Annotated in this window: 19 protein-coding genes; 14 read left to right on the top strand and 5 right to left on the bottom strand. The window is 48.9% G+C overall.

All coding sequences use genetic code 11. The features are described 5' to 3' along the window. Nucleotides 1–34: 34 nt before the first annotated feature. Genes leuD through ilvA form a run of 4 tightly spaced genes read left to right on the top strand, consistent with a single transcriptional unit; the run spans nucleotide 35 to nucleotide 3,621 of the window. Nucleotides 35–613: a 3-isopropylmalate dehydratase small subunit gene (gene leuD, locus F569_RS0111655; protein ID WP_026942349.1), complete on the top strand. Its 579-nt coding sequence runs from the start codon at nucleotides 35–37 to the stop codon at nucleotides 611–613. Nucleotides 614–629: 16 nt separating this feature from the next. Continuing rightward, nucleotides 630–1,028, top strand: coding sequence for a hypothetical protein (locus F569_RS0111650; RefSeq protein WP_154813731.1), 399 nt, complete (start codon nucleotides 630–632; stop codon nucleotides 1,026–1,028). Between the two features lie 27 nt (nucleotides 1,029–1,055). Further along, nucleotides 1,056–2,108 (top strand): 3-isopropylmalate dehydrogenase, encoded by a 1,053-nt coding sequence (gene leuB, locus F569_RS0111645; protein ID WP_026942347.1) that lies wholly within the window; start codon nucleotides 1,056–1,058, stop codon nucleotides 2,106–2,108. Beyond that, nucleotides 2,095–3,621: a threonine ammonia-lyase, biosynthetic gene (gene ilvA / locus F569_RS0111640; protein ID WP_026942346.1), complete on the top strand. Its 1,527-nt coding sequence runs from the start codon at nucleotides 2,095–2,097 to the stop codon at nucleotides 3,619–3,621. Before leuB ends, ilvA begins: the two co-directional genes overlap by 14 nt. Before the next feature lie 9 nt (nucleotides 3,622–3,630). Here the strand turns inward: ilvA and F569_RS0111635 are convergent, their stop codons facing one another. The 3 genes from F569_RS0111635 to F569_RS0111625 all read right to left on the bottom strand — a co-directional run bounded on the left by F569_RS0111635 (nucleotide 3,631) and on the right by F569_RS0111625 (nucleotide 5,853). Beyond that, nucleotides 3,631–4,803, bottom strand: coding sequence for a PQQ-dependent sugar dehydrogenase (locus tag F569_RS0111635; RefSeq protein WP_034388739.1), 1,173 nt, complete (start codon nucleotides 4,801–4,803; stop codon nucleotides 3,631–3,633). 122 nt (nucleotides 4,804–4,925) lie between these two features. Beyond that, a complete protein-coding gene (locus F569_RS0111630) occupies nucleotides 4,926–5,231 on the bottom strand; it encodes a winged helix-turn-helix domain-containing protein (RefSeq protein WP_026942344.1) in 306 nt (101 codons plus the stop codon). After that, nucleotides 5,224–5,853, bottom strand: coding sequence for a hypothetical protein (locus F569_RS0111625; RefSeq protein WP_026942343.1), 630 nt, complete (start codon nucleotides 5,851–5,853; stop codon nucleotides 5,224–5,226). Before F569_RS0111625 ends, F569_RS0111630 begins: the two co-directional genes overlap by 8 nt. A gap of 111 nt (nucleotides 5,854–5,964) precedes the next feature. Here F569_RS0111625 and F569_RS19050 point away from each other — a divergent pair, with 111 nt between their 5' ends. After that, nucleotides 5,965–6,435: a DUF2141 domain-containing protein gene (locus F569_RS19050; protein ID WP_051279828.1), complete on the top strand. Its 471-nt coding sequence runs from the start codon at nucleotides 5,965–5,967 to the stop codon at nucleotides 6,433–6,435. A 130-nt stretch (nucleotides 6,436–6,565) separates the two neighbouring features. Here F569_RS19050 and F569_RS0111615 read toward each other — a convergent pair whose 3' ends face one another. After that, nucleotides 6,566–7,510, bottom strand: coding sequence for a tyrosine recombinase XerC (locus tag F569_RS0111615; RefSeq protein ID WP_026942342.1), 945 nt, complete (start codon nucleotides 7,508–7,510; stop codon nucleotides 6,566–6,568). A gap of 104 nt (nucleotides 7,511–7,614) precedes the next feature. Between F569_RS0111615 and F569_RS0111610 the strand changes: the two genes are divergently transcribed. The 6 genes from F569_RS0111610 to F569_RS17775 all read left to right on the top strand — a co-directional run bounded on the left by F569_RS0111610 (nucleotide 7,615) and on the right by F569_RS17775 (nucleotide 13,656). After that, nucleotides 7,615–8,058 carry an iron-sulfur cluster assembly scaffold protein gene (locus tag F569_RS0111610; protein WP_026942341.1) on the top strand — a complete coding sequence of 148 codons (444 nt, stop codon included), beginning with the start codon at nucleotides 7,615–7,617 and terminating at the stop codon, nucleotides 8,056–8,058. A gap of 36 nt (nucleotides 8,059–8,094) precedes the next feature. Continuing rightward, the gene (locus F569_RS0111605; protein ID WP_026942340.1) at nucleotides 8,095–9,150 is read left to right on the top strand and encodes a hypothetical protein; all 1,056 of its coding nucleotides are present in this window, start codon (nucleotides 8,095–8,097) and stop codon (nucleotides 9,148–9,150) included. A 17-nt stretch (nucleotides 9,151–9,167) separates the two neighbouring features. Continuing rightward, on the top strand, nucleotides 9,168–9,467 hold the full coding sequence (gene yidD, locus F569_RS0111600) for a membrane protein insertion efficiency factor YidD (RefSeq protein ID WP_026942339.1): 300 nt from the start codon (nucleotides 9,168–9,170) through the stop codon (nucleotides 9,465–9,467). Between the two features lie 4 nt (nucleotides 9,468–9,471). Beyond that, nucleotides 9,472–11,397, top strand: coding sequence for a threonine--tRNA ligase (gene thrS, locus F569_RS0111595; protein ID WP_026942338.1), 1,926 nt, complete (start codon nucleotides 9,472–9,474; stop codon nucleotides 11,395–11,397). 17 nt (nucleotides 11,398–11,414) lie between these two features. Continuing rightward, nucleotides 11,415–12,665 (top strand): O-antigen ligase family protein, encoded by a 1,251-nt coding sequence (locus F569_RS0111590; protein WP_026942337.1) that lies wholly within the window; start codon nucleotides 11,415–11,417, stop codon nucleotides 12,663–12,665. An 85-nt stretch (nucleotides 12,666–12,750) separates the two neighbouring features. Beyond that, on the top strand, nucleotides 12,751–13,656 hold the full coding sequence (locus F569_RS17775) for a glycosyltransferase family 2 protein (RefSeq protein ID WP_051279827.1): 906 nt from the start codon (nucleotides 12,751–12,753) through the stop codon (nucleotides 13,654–13,656). On the opposite strand, the gene F569_RS0111580 is transcribed toward F569_RS17775, so the two are convergent. Beyond that, nucleotides 13,657–15,366, bottom strand: a complete 1,710-nt coding sequence (locus F569_RS0111580) for an ArnT family glycosyltransferase (protein WP_026942336.1) — start codon at nucleotides 15,364–15,366, stop codon at nucleotides 13,657–13,659. Nucleotides 15,367–15,459: 93 nt separating this feature from the next. On the opposite strand from F569_RS0111580, the gene F569_RS0111575 reads away from it, so the two are divergent. The 3 genes from F569_RS0111575 to F569_RS0111565 are packed head-to-tail and all read left to right on the top strand — an operon-like array spanning nucleotide 15,460 to nucleotide 19,233. Further along, nucleotides 15,460–16,191: a glycosyltransferase family 2 protein gene (locus F569_RS0111575; RefSeq protein WP_026942335.1), complete on the top strand. Its 732-nt coding sequence runs from the start codon at nucleotides 15,460–15,462 to the stop codon at nucleotides 16,189–16,191. Between the two features lie 3 nt (nucleotides 16,192–16,194). Further along, nucleotides 16,195–17,589 (top strand): YiiX/YebB-like N1pC/P60 family cysteine hydrolase, encoded by a 1,395-nt coding sequence (locus F569_RS0111570; protein ID WP_154813730.1) that lies wholly within the window; start codon nucleotides 16,195–16,197, stop codon nucleotides 17,587–17,589. Nucleotides 17,590–17,646: 57 nt separating this feature from the next. Further along, nucleotides 17,647–19,233 (top strand): WS/DGAT/MGAT family O-acyltransferase, encoded by a 1,587-nt coding sequence (locus tag F569_RS0111565; protein WP_154813729.1) that lies wholly within the window; start codon nucleotides 17,647–17,649, stop codon nucleotides 19,231–19,233. Nucleotides 19,234–19,253: the final 20 nt, after the last annotated feature.

Here is a 19,253-nt window from a genome sequence, read left to right as displayed (position 1 = left end):
ACCTCCCCCGTAAACGGGGGAGGGGGTTCCGCTTATGACCTTCGCACCTCTCACCACTGTTACCTCACGCACACTTGTCCTCCCGTTAGAAAATATCGACACCGACCAAATCATGCCCGCCAAGTTTCTCTCCATGACAACGAAAGCGGGATTGGGCGAGCATGTTTTTGCCAATTTGCGCTATGACGCCAAAGGTAACCTCACAGATCACGAATTAAATTCGGAAGATGGCAAAGCTTGTGAAATCCTCGTCGCGGGGCATAATTTTGGCTGTGGCTCTTCCCGTGAACATGCGCCTTGGGGCCTGACGGATTACGGATTTCGTGTTGTGATTAGCTCTGAGATTGCGGATATTTTCCGTGGGAACTCGCTTAAGAACGGCTTACTCCCGATTGTGATTGATAAACGCGCCCATCAATGGCTGCTCGATAATCCCGGCGCAGATGTGACCGTGGATTTGGACAGCTGCGAAGTGCGCCTACCCCGTAATGGCGGTACCTATAAATTCGACGTAGATGCTTTCTCCCGCCACTGCCTCATGGAAGGCGTGGATGAGATGGGCTACCTCCAAAATCAAGATGACGCGATCGCGGCTTATGAGATTGAGCGTTAGAGAGAGTATGCGCTCAATGTTAAATACCTTACAACTATTTCCACTGGTCCTAGTTATGAGCGCCTGCACAGAATTGTGTGGTGAGGAAATTCTGAAATCGAAGCCTTCCCCTGATGGCGGGAACGTTATGATTTGGCATTCCCGTGATTGTGGTGCAACCACCACTCCTAAAATGACGGTTTATGTCGTTCCTGAAAGTGAAACGAAAAAAATAACTTCTGACAATACTAAAATCGCAAATAGATATAGAGCTTTTTCTTATGAACGGCAGACATTTGATGCCTATTGGGATTCAAGTAGCGTGATAAAAGTTGAATATGATCTTACGCCCCAATTTGGAAGAACTGGAAGCCTTCTCTCTAAGAATATATCAGTTGGCGATATCCAAATCGAATATGTTGATATCACACCATAAGTCTATGGGCATCAAAATGAGACACGAATGAACATAAATTTCACATATGTGCCGGGTGACGGCATTGGACCCGAAGTGGGCGAGGCGGCTATGGTCGTGCTTAATGCTATGGCAAATAAATTTGGCCATACGCTTGAGCCTGAATTTCACCTGATTGGCGGCGCGGCCATTGATGAGCTTGGTGAGCCATTACCAGCGGAAACTTATGCCTCTTGCGAGAAGACAGGCGCCATATTGCTCGGTGCTGTGGGTGGGCCGAAATGGGATCATTTGAAAGGTGCTGACCGTCCTGAATTGGGCTCGCTTTTACCGTTGCGTAAGAACTTAAATCTCTACGCCAATATCCGTCCTTGTAAGCCTTACCCTGCGCTGATTAATAAAGCCCCGCTAAAACGTGAACGTCTTGAAGGGACAGACTTCGTTGTCATGCGCGAACTGACAGGCGGGATTTATTTTGGCACTAAGGGCCGCGATAATTTGGGCGCTTATGATGAATGTCGCTATAGCGAGGCCGAAGTTGAGCGTATCGCGATTAAAGCGTTTGACCTCGCCATGACGCGGCGTAAAAAAGTCACCTCCGTCGACAAATCCAATGTGCTCGAAACCTCCCGCCTTTGGCGCGAGACGGTGATTAAAGTCGCCGGGCGTTATCCAGAGGTCGAGCTTGAGCACCTCCTTGTCGATGCCATGACCATGCATATGCTGACGCGCGCGCAGGATTTTGATGTGGTGCTGACGGAAAATATGTTTGGTGATATTCTGACGGATGAAGCCTCTGTCTTGGCCGGCTCTATGGGCGTTATTCCCTCGGCCTCTATATCTGACGGTACGGTGGGTATGTATGAACCTATCCATGGCAGCGCGCCCGATATAGCGGGGCAGGGCAAAGCTAATCCGCTGGCCATGATATTGTCTGCGGCTTGGATGTTGCGATTGTCATTTGGATTGGACACTGAGGCCGCCGCGATTGAGGCGGCTGTCGAAGCGGCCCTTGAAGGCGGACATACGACAGGTGACCTCGGCGGAAATCTCTCGACATCGCAGGTCGGAGACTGGATAGCGGGTCATGTCCAAAGTTAATCTCAATGATTTAAAGGCCCGTATCGAGGCGGCAGACGTTTATGCGCTGGCTAAACGCACGCCGTGCCAACTTGCGCCTAAGCTCAGCTTGGAATATGGGCGAAATATCTGGCTGAAACGCGAAGACCTGCAAGATGTTTTCAGCTTTAAAATACGCGGCGCGGCGAACCGTATTGCGGGGCTGACAGATGCGGAAAAAGCGAAAGGCATCTGCGCGGCGAGTGCGGGTAATCACGCCCAGGGCATGGCTGCGGCGGCGGCGCATTATAACACCAAAGCCGTTATCTTTATGCCGATAACAACACCCATGATTAAAGTTCATGCCGTGCAAGCGGCTGGCGCGGAGACGCGGCTGATCGGCGAGAGCTATGACGAGGCTTGCGATGCCGCGATTAACTTTTCCAATGAGTCAGGCGCGGTCTTTATTCATCCTTTCGATGAGCTGGATGTCATTTCAGGGCAGGGCACAGTTGGTAAGGAAATTTTAGAGCAAATGCCGCGTACGCCGGACGCCATCTATGTCTGCACAGGCGGCGGAGGATTAGTATCGGGGTTAGGGACTTGGGTTAAAGCCGTTTCCCCGACGACCAAAATTATTGCGGTTGAGCCCGAAGGCGCGGCAACGCTGAAAACATCATTAGAGGCGGGTGAGCCTACGCCGCTCAATAAGGTCGATAGTTTTGCGGATGGTGTGGCGGTCAAACTCATCGGCAAGAATACATTGGAGATTTCCAAATCCGTTGTTGATGAGTGTATTCTTGTCACCAATGACGAAATCTGCGCGGCGGTGAAAGATGTGTTTGAAGCTACGCGAACGGTTGTCGAACCCGCAGGCGCCTTGGCACTTGCAGGTTTAATTAAACATGCCCGCGAAGGGAGCGCTCCAAGCGGGGATTGCGTTGTGACTATATCTGGCGCGAATGTAAATTTTGATCGCATTGGCCATATCGTTGAGCGCGCTGAACTGGGCGCGGGGGAAGAGATGCTCTTCGCTGCAAATATCCCAGAGCAGGCCGGGGCTTTCCTAAATTTTGTCCGCGCTTTGGGTCACCGAGCTGTAACGGAATTTAATTATCGCTTTGCCCCGACAGAGACAGCTCATGTTCTGGTAGGAATAAAGACGAAATCGTCTGATGAGCGCGCAGATGTTGTGTCCGCCATGGACGCGCAGGGGATATCTGTGACGGATTTGTCAGAAGACCGCCTCGCGAAACGACACTTACGCCATATGGTTGGGGGCCGAGCCTCGCCGGATGTTGAGGAAGTCATCTACCGGTTTGAATTCCCTGAACGGCCCGGCGCACTTACAGATTTTTTGGTGAACTTGGATTCGCGGTGGAATATTTCGCTCTTTCATTATCGCAACCACGGCAGCTCGACGGGTCATGTGCTCTGTGGATTCCAAGTGCCTAATGATGATGTCAAAGCTCTTGAGGAAAGCCTTTCCAAAACAGGCTACCCGATGTCGCCCGAGACAGAAAATTTGGCCTATGATTATTTCCTCCGGGCTTAATGCGTAAGCTTAATGATCATGCGGCTTTAGTTTAATCAATCGACCGCCTTTTTTGTCTTCCAGTACATAAATTGCACCATCCGGGCCTTGCTCGACTTCGCGTATACGTTTGCCCCATTCATAGCGGCCTGTCTCTTTTGCGGTGGGCCGCCCTCTATCATCTTCGCCAAAGCTAACACGAATAAGGGCTTTTGAGGACAAGCCGCCAATGAAAGCATCGCCTTGCCAGTCTTTGAACATTTCGCCCGAATAAATCATGAGGCCTGCGGGGCTAATGGCCGGAACCCAAGAGGCTTTGGGCGCTTCAAAGATAGGCATTTCATCATGGTCAGGAATTTTTACGCCGCTATAATGATCGCCATTAGAGACAAAAGGGTAGCCATAATTTTTGGACCGCTGAATATAATTTAGCTCGTCACCATGTTTCGGACCCATCTCCTGCACCCATAATTTACCATCCGCGTCAAAAGCGATTCCGAGAGGGTTTCGGTGGCCCAATGTCCAAATTTGATCGGCTGTCCCGTTATGGCCCGTGTAAAAGGGATTATCTTCGGGTGCGGTACCGTCCAAATTTAAACGGACGACCTTACCAAGATTAGTTGACATATTTTGTGCAGGGGAGAACTTTTGCCGCTCACCCGAAGTGATAAATAATTTCCTGTCTGGGGATACAGCCATGCGGTGGCCGTAATGCCCATTTCCAAGAACTTTCGGCGATTGCCGCCAGACAATGTCATCTTGGGATAGACTTCCGCCTGTCTCTGTGAGGGTAAGTGACACGAGAGCTACGGCTGCGCCGCTAAGCGCATCATCATTTTCGTCGCGTTCAACATATGAAATATAAACTTGCCCGGTTGTTTCAAAATCAGGGTGAAGGATAATATCGCCCAGGCCACCTTGGCCTTTTGCCATGACCTCAGGCCCATTTGCGATCTGACCCAACTTAGCTCCGTTGGGGCTCAACAGCCAAATGAGGCCGCCTTTTTCAGTGACAAGCATATGCCCATCAGGCAGCACTGTCATGGCCCATGCATTGTCAAATTCAGACAATATAGTCGCTGTCAGAGACGCTTTGTCTGAGGCTTTAATATCGAATGCGCTTTCTCCGTGAGCGAGCGCAGCGAAAGGCGCGGCGAATAAGGCGGCGGAAAGAGTAAAAGCCCGAAAAGAAAAACGTGTCATGGAATATCCTTTATTATGAATATTATATACGTTTTGCCGCGCGATGAGTTGCAATTATGGGCGCTTAATTTTGCACGGCCCTAAATATGCTTCGCCGCTTGGTTTTTCAGCTATAGCCTAGCTTAACCCAAGAGTGTTTTCATCGCATCCAAATAAGCAATCCAAGCTGTCCGTCCTGATGCTGTCAAATGCACCAAGGTTTGAGGACGTTTGCCTTTATAACCTTTTTCTTGCCGCACATAACCTGCGCCCTCTAGCTTGGTCAGGTGAGTTGAAAGATTACCGTTACTTGTACCGGTTTTTTCGAGAAGTTCAGGGAAACTCGCAGGATTCACAGCAGATAGATACGCCATAATTCCCAGTCTGAGCCGCCCGTGAATGACATCGTCAATAGCGTCGAGATTGAGATGGGGTTCTGTATCAGCCATGTGCCGCTGCCGCAGATTTAGCCTGCGCTCCTAAAATAAGGTTAGGCATAATAATCGTAATCGCAGCCCCAATAGAGCCAATAAGATAGATGACAGGGTCATGTATCAGCATGAAGACGACAGCCGAAAATACAAATGAAGCAAAACTGGCCATATGGAGGATTTTCTCTTTCGCGAGCTTTGCGACAATACCGTATGCCATGCCTTGCCCAGCAAAGGCAAAAACAAGGACAGTGTTCCAGACGGTTTGATTGCCTTGGCCAAGCGTCATGTTCAACACACTGCCAATGACGACTGTAATGATGGCGCCTACAAACATGATCCAGACATAAGTTTCGACACGGTTATTGACAGAGTTCGCGCCGGGCATACGGTCAATTCTGCGTCCCAGAACTGTGCTGCCTATGCCGCCAATAACCCCATAAGCTATCCAAGCAATAGCTAGAGTTTGAGGCGGAATGTCAATCTTTTGCGCTAAAATCAGATATTGATATCCCAATATAAGGGTTAGCAATATGCCCCACATCAAGCCGATAGGGCCGCCTAATAAAGGCGTATTCGCCCCGTCTTTTGCCAACTGACTGGCATAATCCAAATCAGCTAAAATTTGCTCTTTCGTCATTTCGGTCTCCTTACGAAATATAAAGTCATAAATAATTTATAAAATTAGTTTGCAATACAAACTCAAATATGTAAAGTTTGAATTACAAACTAAATTGTAAAGGAGACGAATATGTTTGTATCTAAATTAAAAACTTTGGGGGCTGCGGCTCTTCTGACGACAATTTCAGCTGTGGGTGCCACCGCAGCTGATGTGAGTTCTGACATTTACGAGGCGGGTGATATTCCTGTCACAGTCAATCTTTCAGGCGTGCAAATTGCAGATGGCCCTATATATATTTCGTTACAAAAGCGAGAGCAATATCGCGGCATGGCGGGTCATGGTGCTGTCCTAAAACTGGCGACACCAGGCAATATGACGGCGGTTGTGAACGTGTCAGAGCCTGGCGATTATTCAGTCTCGGTTTGGCATGATATGAATGATGATAAGGTCTTTGGCCTGAGTGAAAGCTACCGCCCCACTGAAGGATGGGGCGCATCAGGAGCAATACCAACGACGCGTGTGCCAACATTTGATGATGTTAAGATTACGGTCGAGAGCTTTGGAACCACCGTCAATGTACCTTTGGTGTACCCGTCTTAGATATTTATGCGCCAAGTTGTGATGTAAATCACAGCAAGGCGCTCTTTATCAGGCTAATAAGAAAGTCCATTTTACATGGAATCCCCTTCAAACTGACCCGGTTATTAAATCGGGTCTTTTTTGTTCGCGATTAAGCTCTGGGGTGAGCCTGGCGATGAACAGTCATTAGAGCCGCTGAATCGACTTCGGTATAGCGCTGCGTAGTGGATAGGCTTTCATGACCGAGAAGCTGCTGAATTGTGCGCAGGTCCCCGCCGCCAGCCAGAAGATGCGTGGCAAAGCTATGGCGAAGCGCATGGGGTGTGGCTGTTTCAGGAAGCCCGAGAGCGCCGCGAAGTCTCTGCACTTCCGCCTGAATAATGCGCGGCGAGAGCGCTTTACCGCGAGCTCCGAAAAAAATCGATCCGTCTTTATTCAGTGGATAGGGGCAAAGCTTTACATAATGCTCCACCATTTTTTTAATGGGCGGCAATATGGGAATGAGTCTGGTTTTCCCGCCTTTACCTGTCAAAGATAAAGAACGGCCCAAGGGCAAATCTTGCGCTGTGAGGCCAAGCGCTTCAGAAATCCGCAATCCCGCCCCGTAACATAAAGCGAGCACAGCGCTATTGCGAGCCTCTATCCAATCAGACGGCAGAGGTAATGATTTGCCGTCTTTATTTTTAAGTCCCGTTAATTCACTGGCCCCGCTCACGCTCAAGGGTTTGGGCAAGGGGCGTTTGGCACGTGGTCCTTTGATGAGGGGCAAAGCCGCATTTTTAACATCCCAGCGCCGTTCAAGATAACGATAATAGGTACGAATAGCCGAGAGCTGTCTTTGTACGGAACTAGGAGAGAGCGGCTTGTCCCCGCGCCGCCGATGCGCAAGATAAGCCCGAAAATCCATGGGCTTCAAATCGGCCAGCCGTGCGAGGTGTAGAGCTTCATCAAGATGCGAGGCCATAAAGCCAAGAAAGGCAGAGATGTCGCGCTGATAAGCTTCAACGGTTTTATCGGACAGCCGTCTTTCACCCGATAAATGCGAGAGAAAAATCGCAAGTGTCTCCTCGGCGGGTATTTTCTGGATAGCGGTCATGGGGCTACATTAAACGCTTATATCTTAATTTTCTATTCTGTTCATCCGCGACATCGCGGGGATGAACAGTTTGTTTAATAAAATAAAGTCCCTATATCTTAAACATGTTTGACGACCTCTATAATACCGAGATCCTGACACTCTCCGCTTCGCTCAAAAATGAGCGATTGGATATGCCTGATGGCACGGCGCGAGTAGTGTCTAAGCTTTGCGGTTCCTGGCTCGAAATTGATGTGAATATAACGGACAATGTTGTGAGCGACATTGCGTTGCGTGTTCAGGCTTGTGCTTTAGGACAAAGCTCTGCCGCAATTTTACAGCAAGCTATCATAGGCGCATCTCTGGAAGAGGTAATTGAGGCACGAGATATATTGCACGGCATGTTGAAAAAGGATGGGCCGCACCCAAAAGGCAGGTTTGAAAAGCTAGCTTTGCTAGAAGGCGTCAAAGCCTATCCCGCAAGGCATACTTCAACCCTGCTCGCCTTTGACGCCGCTACGGCGGCGATAGAGATGGCGCTAAAGACCCAAGAGCCGTTGACCCTCTGACATGAAACAGATTAGGCTAATCCAAAAGGGGATATCATGTCTAAATCTACGCGCCGTCCACAGCAGATTTTTACGATCGTCATGTGGCTGCTCTCTATTATTTTTGCAGGGTTCTTAATTGGCTTGGGCGGATTGATTATAAAAGATCTGCCGCAAGTGGATCGTCAAATTACTGTAGAACAATTCGCTGACACGAAGGCCTTGGAGGCGGCAGATAATTCGCTAGAAAATCAGCAAGGGGCCTTGCTTAATCTTCGGCGAAATATAGAGGATGCACAAGAAGATCAGCGCACAGCCCGTGAGGATTATCAATCCGCGAGAGCCTCTTTCAACAATTGGATTAAGACGCGAAATGCGACGCAAAGCTCAGCGCAAAACCCTGAAGTCATTGCTCGCAACAGGACTATTGAAGAGCTTAAACAAGATGAGAGAACCGCACAGCGCGATGTTCAAGATGCGCAAACGGCCCTAAGAAATGCAGAGCGGGAGCTAAGTGATATTCGATCAGCTCGAAGCGATATAATCTCCCAAGCCCGTCCAAAATATCGTGCTGCTAAACGGGCGCAAGAATTAAGAGTCTTCCTTTTCCGCCTGGCTTTGACTCTTCCGCTCTTACTTGTGGCGGGATGGCTTTTAATGATAAAGCGTAAAAGTGCTTATTGGCCGCTTTATCGGGGATTTGTGCTTTTCGCGCTTTTTGCTTTCTTTGTCGAACTTGTCCCTTATCTGCCCCATTATGGCGGTTATGTCCGCTATACTGTTGGTATTATTATGGCGATGATTGCTGGGCATTTTATTATCCGGTCAATGCGCCGCTATATGGAGCGCAAGAAAACCGAAGAGGCGAGGTCTGAGAGCGAGAGGCGGCAATCCATTGAATATGAAACTGCGCTCAAAAAAATAGCCGCAAAGACATGCCCCGGCTGTGATAGATCCATTATTCAGCGCGATGGTGTTGATACGGATTTCTGCGTACATTGCGGTATTCGGCTGCAGGAAAAATGCGGATCATGCGGTAACCGAAATATCTCATTTCATAAATTCTGCCTAAGTTGCGGCGTGGCAAGTCCAGAACCTGCGTCAGGGCCATAGGTATAGATAATTGAGTAATGAAAAATCCGCTCATATATCCTATGCTGGCTCTGCTCTGGCTTTATAAATACACAATCAGTCCCATGCTCACTTATTTCGGTGTGAGATGTCGCCATACGCCGTCATGCTCGGATTATTCTAAATTCGCGATTCAGAAACATGGGCCTTGGGCAGGCGGATGGATGACTTTGGCCCGCCTGTCACGCTGTCATTGGTTTGGCACCTCTGGGGTTGATAACGTGCCTGAAACCTTTAAAACGCCACCATTCTGGGCGCCTTGGCGATATGGCTTGTGGCGCGGAACAAATACGGATTAAGACCATGGTCACATTGACATTTCCCGATGGAGCGGCGCGTGATTATGAGACCGGCGTCACGGCTATGGAGGTTGCGAAATCAATTTCCAAAGGTCTAGCTAAGCAAGTGCTTGCCGCAAAGCTTGACGGAACTCTTGTCGATGCGTCCTTACCCATCAATGACAATGCCAAAATCGAATTAGTCACAGCCAAAGACCCTGAGGGACTTGAGCTTATCCGTCATGATGCGGCGCATGTGTTAGCAGAAGCGGTGCAAGAGCTTTTCCCGGGCACACAAGTTACAATCGGGCCCGTCATTGAAAACGGTTTTTATTATGACTTTCACCGGGATGAACCTTTTTCCGAAGATGACTTTGCAGCCATTGAGAAAAAAATGGCCTTTATTATCAACCGCAATGATAAATTTGAACGCCAGGTCATGGACCGCAATGAGGCGATAAAGCTTTTCCGCGATATGGGCGAAGACTTCAAAGCTGAGCTGATTGAGGACTTACCCGAGTCTGAAACGATCACTGTTTATAAGCAGGGAAAATGGTTCGACTTGTGCCGCGGCCCGCATTTACCAAGTACGGGGAAAGTCGGCAAAGCTTTCAAGCTGATGAAAGTGGCTGGCGCTTATTGGCGCGGGGATAGTAACAACCCTCAGCTCCAGCGCATCTACGGAACAGCTTGGGCCAGCCAGGAAGATTTGGATGCGCATCTGAAGCAAATCGAAGAAGCCGAGGCGCGAGATCACCGCCGATTAGGACGGCAATTAGAGCTTTTCCATTTCCAGGAAGAAGCTCAAGGGCAAGCCTTTTGGCATCCCAATGGCTGGACACTCTATTCCGAACTTCAAGCCTATATGTCTCGCCGTCAAAAAGAATATGGCTACCGCGAAATCAAGACGCCCCAGCTCATGGACCGCAAATTTTGGGAAGCCTCAGGTCACTGGGATAAGTATCGCGAAAATATGTTTGTGGCGGAGATTGCTGAAGAGGACAAAGTTCTTGCGTTAAAACCGATGAACTGCCCATGCCATATCCAAGTCTTTAATCAGGGGCAAAAGTCCTATCGTGATTTGCCTATTCGCTACGCTGAATTTGGATCCTGCCATCGATATGAGCCCTCAGGGGCGCTTCACGGTCTCATGCGGGTTCGCGGTTTTGTGCAGGATGATGGCCATATTTTCTGTACACTTGACCAAGTTACGGATGAGGTGAAGGCTTTCACTGAATTGTTGAAATCTGTCTATGCGGACTTAGGTTTTGATGAGGTTAAAGTTAAGTTCTCAACGCGCCCAGAGTTGCGGGTCGGTTCTGATGAATATTGGGACAAGGCGGAAGCCGCGCTGAAGATAGCTGCGGATGGCTCAGGCCTCGAAGTTGAGCTTAATGAGGGTGATGGTGCGTTTTATGGGCCAAAACTCGATTTTGTTTTGCGCGATGCGATTGGACGAGATTGGCAATGCGGCACAATTCAGCTCGACCCGAATACGCCTGAACGCCTCAATGCGAACTTTGTTGGCGATGATGATAAGAAGCATAATCCAGTAATGCTCCACCGTGCTGTCTTGGGAAGTTTCGAGCGGTTCTTAGGCATTCTTATTGAAAATTATGCGGGTAAGTTTCCGCTTTGGCTCAGCCCGGTTCAGACCGTTATTGCGACCATTACCTCTGATGCCAATGATTATGCTGAGCAAGCGGCGGAAGAGCTGCGCGAAGCGGGACTTCGTGTTGAAACGGACCTGCGTAATGAGAAGATCAATTACAAAATTCGTGAACATTCAGCTGATCGTAAAATTCCGATTATCGCCGTTGTCGGCATGAAAGAAGCCGAAGGCCGCAAGTTAGCCTTACGCCGCCTGGGGAGTCGGGAGCAGCAGATTATTTCTCTTGACGAAGCTGTCATTGAACTCGCGACAGAAGCCCTAGCGCCGGATCAACGCTAAGCGGGCGCTTAGTCGTCATGACCCCGCTTTTGGATAAAACAAGCTTCGGCGCCATTTTTCTGGTAATAGTGCTGATGCCGTTCGTGAGCCATGCGGGCGGTTTGGGCGTGGCGCCGCTCATTTTTTTCTTGGGTATTTTCGGCCTGCTTTTAGCTTTAAAAACAAAAAGTTTCCGGATTACAGGCGTTCAGCTCGCGCTCATATTATTTCTGACATGGCTGAGTATTACAGCGCTTTGGAGTTCCTATCGTCCCGATGATATTCTGACCAATTATGTCAAACTGTTCCTGATGGCGTTAGTTTTTTATTGGAGTTGGCCTCTTTTTGAATATGCAGGACGGCGAAGGCCCAGACGGCTCCAACACCTTTTAATGTCAACGTCAATATTTGGCGCAGGGCTGCTTGTTATAGACCTGCTTAGTGATTTTGGCCTTACGCTTTTCTTCAATCCCGCAAATGATTTCAACGAGAAGATATTTCGTATCATTGATGCTGAGATGAATCTGGGACATGCCATTACAATATTAGTTTTGTTAGCCGCACCCGTCTCAATGTTGATGTTGGCGCGCCTTCCTAAAGCATTGGCGAAACCTGCAATGGCATTGTTTATAGGCCTTTTGGCTTGCGCAACGTTATTGAATGATTTGTCGGTCGGCCTCTTGGGTTTGATGGGCGTGCTCGGCGCGATGACGCTTGGCTATTTCTTGCCGCGTAGAACTCCCGCTGCTTTATTAATTTTTGCCATATGCGTTATTATGGCCGCGCCTTTGATGGCTTATTTTGCGTCTCATTATGCCCAAAATCCGCCAGGTGATGTTCCTCTCTCTTGGGACCACCGCTTGCGAATGTGGGGCTATTGCTGGAACGTCATTATCGATAATCCTCTTATAGGCGCAGGGTTTGATGCCTCTCGTAGTTTCGATGAAACTTATATCGCCAAAGATGGGCGCGAAATCGTGACAGTCTCTCTCCATCCTCACAATGCGGGTGTTCAAATTTGGACGGAAACAGGTCTAATCGGAGCTCTACTCGCCTCTGCCGTCATTGCGTCATTGATTAAACCCGTACAAAAATTTGTTCAGAGCCGTGGTCACGCAGGGGCTATCAGCGGCGTCATTATAGCGACCCTTATCATTTCATCTTTGACTTATGGCGCCTGGCAATTTTGGTGGTGGGGTTGCGTATTTTTTGCCGTTGGAACCTTACATTTACTTCCGGCTTCAAAACGTCCTGTGCCTATTGACGATGCGCAGTGGATTGAAAACTAACAAAAAATACATGATATTTTCTTTTGCGCTAAGCGCTCTGTCTCGCTAGGGGACATTAAGGAGTTGGGGTTTTCAAAGGAATAATATGGCTGAAATTCTGCCACTACCGATTGCCAAACGCGAAAAGCTCATTAGCGTTATCATGGTCAGTTTTATGACAGGTCCGGCCTTGATCGAAGCGATAAACGCCGTCATGGCGGACCAGGATATTTTCGAGCTTATACTTGTTGATAATGGGAATACGCCTGACGCCCGAAAGCGCCTGTCTGATATTGTGGCGCGATATGAGCGTATTCGTCTTCTGCAAGGACATGGCAATATTGGTTTTGGGCGGGCTTGTAATTATGGAGCTAAATTAGCGACCGGAGACTATTTACTGTTTTTAAATCCTGATGCGCTGATTGCGGAGGGGGCTGCTCGCAAACTGGCAAATTGTGGGAAAAATTTATCCGGTCCCTGGATCACAGGCGGTTTACTTAAAAATGTGAATGGGCAGGAACAGCGCGGAGGTCGCCGCGGGGCTTTGACACCTTTATCGGCTCTTGTCAGTTTTACGCCATTGCACAGGCTCCCTTTTTTCCAGTCCATACATAGAGAAACTGATCCTCTGCCTTCAGATCCTAAAGCTTACCCAACGATTAGCGGGGCTTGTATGATGATGGACAGGGCTTCTTTTGAAGCTTTGGGCGGTTTTGATGAAGATTATTTTTTGCATGTCGAGGATATTGATATTTGCCGCCGCACCCGGGAAATAGGGGGGCAGGTTTACTTTGTACCTGAGGCTTCTGCCATGCATTACGGCTCTACTAGCCAAGTCCGCCGCCAAAAAGTGGAATGGGAAAAGCTAAAAGGCTTCACGCGATATTTTCTTAAACATAGTAAGAGTGTTTTTGGCAGAATTATGACTTATGCCGCGTGGCCCTTCATGGCTTTAGCGATTATGGGGCGAGCGTGGTATTTAGCGATGCGTTCTGCTTTTATTGGGCGCTAGCTATTTCGGGCAAGCTGATGCCCTAAGCGTAATCAACTCTACGGGATCACCCTTGGAATAATTAAATCCCTTAAAGGCTTGGGTCGTTTTAAGGCAAAGTCCGGCAAGCTCTGCTGTGTTTAAAATATTAGCCATAATATCCGGAGTCATATCGCGCTTTTGATCCAGAATAATCACGCGGCCCTGTTCTAAGGTTGCCATATCAAAAAGATCTGCCTTATCCGTAACATCAATCGAGGTTCCGAGGCGATAAACAAGGCTCGGTTCGGTAAAGTGCGGCGAGACGATAGCCGGGCCGCCATGTCTCGGAAGTTTTATGCCTTCAGCCCGTAATATATCCGCCATCTTATCGGCGGTGCGCAACTGGGTCAGCCCCGGCAGAATATAACTATAAGTTGGGACAGAAATTACTAAAGCCGCTAAGAATGCACTTATCAGCCCCAATTTCATTTTTGATTGCCATAATGCAAAACTGGCAATTATGGCACAAAGTCCTGCTATAGAGCCTATGCCGTACACTAGATAGCTATTGGATGTTCCGTCTTGGCCATAAAGGGCTTGCCCCGCCATAACCGCCGCAATCAAGACGGCGCTGATAATTAAAAAGAGAGCTGCATTGATACGGCGTAAAACCGAAAACTCTCTGACGGCCAAAAGCGTTACCGCCGCGACACCCGCCATGACACATAGGGCGGGGAAAAGCGGCAACGCATAATGCGGGAGCTTTGTGGGCATCAACTCAATTAAAATCCAATAAGGCACGACCCATGACAGGCACAGTCGCATGCCTTTGACAACGGGCGCGTCGGAGCCTTTGCCGTTACGAACAGCGCGGATAGCAAAATCAAAGGCTGGTAGAAGTAATAAACAACCTGGCCAAAGCGTCAGCCAGATTGTACCCAAATAATATCCCGGAGGACCGGGATGCCGTTCTTGTGCGCTAATGAGTTTGCCGCCAAAATCTTTTCCGAGGCTTTCTACGAAAAAGGCCCCATCCGTCATCAGCCAAATGGCGATCGTCCAAGGCACCCAAATTAAAATAAAGACTAATATGGCTGGTAGGTTCAAGAGTAGCTTCATCCATCCGTTTCTACGCTCCCACAGGGCCAATGTGATAAGTGTAAGACTGCAAAGGATAGGCACTACAGGCCCCTTGATCATGATGCTAAGGCCGAGAGCTATCCAGAACACCCAAGAGGACTTTCGGCCGCCGCCGTGACGCATATGCGCCAGAGCCCCAAAACAGCACGCGCCCAGCCCCGCAAGCATTGCGTCCGTTTTAGCGATATGGGCTTCAAATATCACAAGTGCAGAAACCGCTAGCATCGCAGCAGCAATGAACGCCCCGCGCCGTCCGATCATACGGGCTGCTGCCCAATAAGTGGCCAAAACCGCTAATAATGCTCCTAGAACGGAGGGGAGACGTTGTGCCCAAATTTTACGCTCTCCATCTTTTGCAAATACTTTAATTGCAGCTGTTTGCAGCCAATAAATTCCGGCTGGTTTCTTGTAACGCGTTTGGTCTTGAAAGCGAATGTCCATGAGATCACCGCTTTCAGCCATTTGCACACTAGCTTGAGCAAAGCGGGCTTCATCACGGTCAATCACCGGAAGGCTTGACAGCCCCGGTAGGAAGACAAGAAGGCTCAGTAACAGCAAAGCTATAATATGCTTGAGGCGCTGCGCCTTTATTCCAGCAGGAGAACTCATGAAAACCCCATAGCCCAACAGGCGAGTCATGTGAAAGCGAAACTTGCGAAAGAGAAACTTGCGAGACAGCGCCTCTCGTGCCACATCGTGCTTATGACACGAAAACCCGATATTTCCGTAGTTGTTCCCGTTTATAATGAGGAAGAAAACGTTGCTAAATTAGTCGACGAAATTGCTGTCGCTTTAAAGGGGCAGGCTTATGAAATGCTATTCGTGAATGATGCCAGCACAGACGGTACTTTGGAAAAGCTTATAGCTTTAAAGGAAACCTATCCTGCTTTGCGGCCTATTTCCCACCGTAAAAATGCGGGGCAGTCTCGGGCTGTGCGCTCCGGGGTTTTGGCCGCGAAGGGTACATATATTGCCACGCTGGACGGCGACGGGCAAAATGACCCTGCTGATATTCCTGCGCTTTATGCGCAAATGACGCGGCCAGATGCGCCGCAATCACTTGCATTGGTCGGCGGCCGACGAGCGAAGCGTCAGGATAGCTGGGCAAAACGTTTGGGGTCTCGCTTTGGAAACGGCATTCGTAAAAAGCTGCTTAAGGACCAGGCTGATGATACGGGCTGCGGCCTGAAGGTCTTTACACGTGAGGCCTTTCTACGCCTTCCTTATTTCGATCATGTTCACCGCTATATCCCGGCACTGATGTTGCGCGAAGGATATGCGATTGAATTTTGTGATGTGAACCACCGTCACCGTGAATTTGGCGTGTCTAAATATACAAATTTTGGGCGGCTTATGGTCTCGATTGCAGATTTGCGCGGGGTCATGTGGCTCAATCGCCGCGCCCGAAATCCCGAAGGTTGGGACGAGGTCTAAGCTTTGAGTTCTGACACGCCTCTTGACGCCGTTCGAACTTTACAGGCCTCCTATGCCGCTTTGCCTTGTCCAAGAGATATGGTGCGCCTACACGCAGACAGCAAAGCCGCTGAGACGCGGGGCTATTATGACCCTATCGAGGATGAACGTCTTCGGGAAACATATGCGTCTTATCTGGCGATGCGCGTGGCGATATGGCAAACAATTCAGTCGCTAAAGCCGCGCTTCAAGAGATTTAAAAAACAGCAGGCTTTATCCCAAGGCGAATTGGAAGCTTTTGGTATCGCGTTTTGCGGCGCAGAAATCATTGTACGCACAGGTGAATATCTTATTGGTCTTGCGCGGGATCGGGACATTGTTTGGAAGAAGCTTGACGAAGCGGAGACGCGTTACGGTATCAAGCGAAAAAGTTTCACGCGGCTTTACCGCCAGCTGACAAGCCATTTGACAATGAATAATTTTTATCAGGCGCGGGATTATTTTGACGAAAACCGAAGCGTCATTATGGCCGCGCTAGAAAGTGAAGCGTTAAGTCCAATCGCCGATATTCTCACAACATTAAATTTACCCACCGCCTCACGTGGGGACCATTTGCGCCGCTATCGCCGATTTGTGAATTTCTCACTCAGGCGGCGTTCTATTTCGGCGAGCCGTAATACGCTCTTCGCCTTATTCGAAGCGACAGGCTCCGATATTGCAGAGCTGAAAATTCCTTTTGTGAAAAATATTGGTGCGCCCAAGCGCGTAACCCCTGACGTCATCGAAACATTGAAATCGCAATTAAACCCAGGAGATGTTTTCATAACGCGCCATGATGATGCGATGAGCAACCTGTTCCTGCCAGGATATTGGCCGCATGGCGCGCTATATATAGGATCACCTGAAACCCGAAACGAGCGCGGTATAGAGGATGTATCCGACGGCTACAAACACAGCGCGGCTGAGGACATCAATATTCTCGAGGCAAAAAAAGACGGGGTCTTATTACGCCCTATTGAAGAGACGCTGCAGGTTGATTCCTTTGTTGTTCTGCGCCCGAAATTAAGCGAGGCAGATATTAATCAAGCCCTGTCTAAAGGCCTATCTCATGCCGGGAAATTATATGACTTCATCTTTAATTTCGCTACGTCTGACCGCCTTGTTTGCACCGAAGTTATTTACCGTGCCTATCATGGTGTGGGGCCCATAAGTTTCGAATTGTCAACACAGGCGGGCCGTAAGTGTTTATCCGCTGAGGATTTTTTAAACCAAGCCATCGCTAATGATTGGTTCAAGCTCGTTGTTCTCTATGGCGTCGGCGGTCAAAACACTTTTGAACCTGCCGAAACGCAGAGAGAACGCCTGGCCGCAACATTCGCGTCAACGTTCACAACCCTTGACTCCCAGCCGATAGGATGATGTTTCTAATCCTATAACATAATTACGGGACAATAATTAGCGGAACTGGGGTTTGATATGAAACAAATGCAAGGATTGGATACCGTTTTCGTCTCCATGGAACGCCCTATTGCTCCGGTACATATTGGCTCTGTTTTGATTTATGACCCCTCAACGGCTAATGACGGTTTCGTGCGGTTCAAAGATATATTGTCATTTATCGAGGGCCGGTTGCAACTCTCCGATACGATGCGCCAGAAAATGGTTAAAGTGCCTTTTGGTATCGATTATCCTTATTGGGTACAGGATAGCAATTTTGATATTGAATATCACGTCCGCCATGTCGCGCTGCCCAAGCCCGGGGATTGGCGGCAGCTCTGTATTCAGGCCGCCCGAATTTTCGCTCGTCCGCTTGATCTCTCGCGTCCGCCATGGGAAATTACAGTTGTCGAAGGTCTGGATAATATTGAGGGCGTACCCAAAGGCTCTTACGCTATGCTCAGCAAGGTCCATCACGCCGCCATTGATGGCGTATCGGGCGTGGATATGATGCATGCACTTCATACGATGACTGCCAAAGATGAGACGCAGCTTCCCCCTGATAATTGGAGGCCCGAAGCTGATCCGAGCCAAATTGGTATGTTTGCACGCGGCTATGCCCGTAGTCTTCTAAGCCCAATTCGCCAAGCGCGAGCTATGCGGCATACGGTGCCTGGAATGCTTCGCGCGGCAAAAGGTTTTGTAAAAAAGGACTTTGACTTTAAGGCTTTGATGCAAGCTCCAAAGACCCGTTTTAACGGAACGGTGTCACCGCACCGTATGTTTGATGCAAGAAGTTTTAAGCTCAAGGACATTAAACGTATTCGAGCTCTCGCGGCTGGTTCCAAGCTCAACGATGCCATGCTCTCCATTGTAGGCGGTGCTATGCGCAAATATTTAGAGCATTACAATGAACTTCCCGACACATCTGTTACAACAATGGCGCCGATTTCTGTGCGCGATGAAAGTGAAAAAAACACCATGGGTAATCAGGTTGCGGCTATGTTTGTCCCGCTTGGATCACATATTCCTCTGGCCCAAGAGCGTATGAAATATGTGACAGAAGAAACTGTCAAAGCAAAAACCTTCACAAGTGCTCTGGGAGCCCGCCAGATGGCGGAGATGGCAAAGTTGGCCCCAGCACCGGTTATGAATCTCGGTGCGATGATGTCCACGCGCTTGAAACTCGCCGATTATATGAAACCCTTTATCAATACGGTTGTGACGAATGTACCCGGACCGCCCGTTCCGATTTATTCCGCAGGGGCTAAGCTTATTGGGCTGCATGGAATGCTCTGCTTGGTGGATGGTGTTAAACTGGGCCATGTTGTGCACAGCTATGTTGATGATGTGACAGTCGCTTTTACGGCATGTCGTAGTGCTATTCCTGATCCTGATTATTATTCAGAATGCCTGCAAAGCAGCTTTGAAGAGCATTTAGAAGCCGCAATGGTTTTGGAACAACAGGCCGAATCCAAAGCGGCAGCTATGAGCGCTGGAAAAACTGACCGTGTTAAAAAGGTCAAAGCGGCTCCCAAAGCGCGCAAAGTGAAAATGACAACATCCAAAACGACTAATCCGAAACCCGCGAAATCCAAGGCAAATGGTACAGCTAAAAACACGTAACTATTTGTAATTTAATTAAG

This window comes from Hellea balneolensis DSM 19091 (assembly GCF_000428525.1).
Classification (GTDB): domain Bacteria; phylum Pseudomonadota; class Alphaproteobacteria; order Caulobacterales; family Maricaulaceae; genus Hellea; species Hellea balneolensis.
The sequence above is the reverse complement of the archived record's forward strand: the minus strand, read 5'-3'. Positions and strand labels throughout refer to the sequence as shown.

What these genes read in the sequence shown, in the direction of transcription:
- F569_RS0111590 (WP_026942337.1), top strand. Translation starts at nt 11,415, where the DNA reads ATGACCCCGCTTTTGGATAAAACAAGCTTCGGCGCCATTTTTCTGGTA.
- F569_RS0111630 (WP_026942344.1), bottom strand. Translation starts at nt 5,231, where the DNA reads ATGGCTGATACAGAACCCCATCTCAATCTCGACGCTATTGACGATGTC.
- F569_RS0111565 (WP_154813729.1), top strand. Translation starts at nt 17,647, where the DNA reads ATGAAACAAATGCAAGGATTGGATACCGTTTTCGTCTCCATGGAACGC.
- yidD (WP_026942339.1), top strand. Translation starts at nt 9,168, where the DNA reads ATGAAAAATCCGCTCATATATCCTATGCTGGCTCTGCTCTGGCTTTAT.
- F569_RS19050 (WP_051279828.1), top strand. Translation starts at nt 5,965, where the DNA reads ATGTTTGTATCTAAATTAAAAACTTTGGGGGCTGCGGCTCTTCTGACG.
- leuB (WP_026942347.1), top strand. Translation starts at nt 1,056, where the DNA reads ATGAACATAAATTTCACATATGTGCCGGGTGACGGCATTGGACCCGAA.
- F569_RS0111650 (WP_154813731.1), top strand. Translation starts at nt 630, where the DNA reads ATGTTAAATACCTTACAACTATTTCCACTGGTCCTAGTTATGAGCGCC.
- F569_RS0111605 (WP_026942340.1), top strand. Translation starts at nt 8,095, where the DNA reads ATGTCTAAATCTACGCGCCGTCCACAGCAGATTTTTACGATCGTCATG.
- ilvA (WP_026942346.1), top strand. Translation starts at nt 2,095, where the DNA reads ATGTCCAAAGTTAATCTCAATGATTTAAAGGCCCGTATCGAGGCGGCA.
- F569_RS0111635 (WP_034388739.1), bottom strand. Translation starts at nt 4,803, where the DNA reads ATGACACGTTTTTCTTTTCGGGCTTTTACTCTTTCCGCCGCCTTATTC.
- leuD (WP_026942349.1), top strand. Translation starts at nt 35, where the DNA reads ATGACCTTCGCACCTCTCACCACTGTTACCTCACGCACACTTGTCCTC.
- F569_RS0111610 (WP_026942341.1), top strand. Translation starts at nt 7,615, where the DNA reads ATGTTTGACGACCTCTATAATACCGAGATCCTGACACTCTCCGCTTCG.
- thrS (WP_026942338.1), top strand. Translation starts at nt 9,472, where the DNA reads ATGGTCACATTGACATTTCCCGATGGAGCGGCGCGTGATTATGAGACC.
- F569_RS0111615 (WP_026942342.1), bottom strand. Translation starts at nt 7,510, where the DNA reads ATGACCGCTATCCAGAAAATACCCGCCGAGGAGACACTTGCGATTTTT.
- F569_RS0111625 (WP_026942343.1), bottom strand. Translation starts at nt 5,853, where the DNA reads ATGACGAAAGAGCAAATTTTAGCTGATTTGGATTATGCCAGTCAGTTG.
- F569_RS17775 (WP_051279827.1), top strand. Translation starts at nt 12,751, where the DNA reads ATGGCTGAAATTCTGCCACTACCGATTGCCAAACGCGAAAAGCTCATT.
- F569_RS0111580 (WP_026942336.1), bottom strand. Translation starts at nt 15,366, where the DNA reads ATGAGTTCTCCTGCTGGAATAAAGGCGCAGCGCCTCAAGCATATTATA.
- F569_RS0111575 (WP_026942335.1), top strand. Translation starts at nt 15,460, where the DNA reads ATGACACGAAAACCCGATATTTCCGTAGTTGTTCCCGTTTATAATGAG.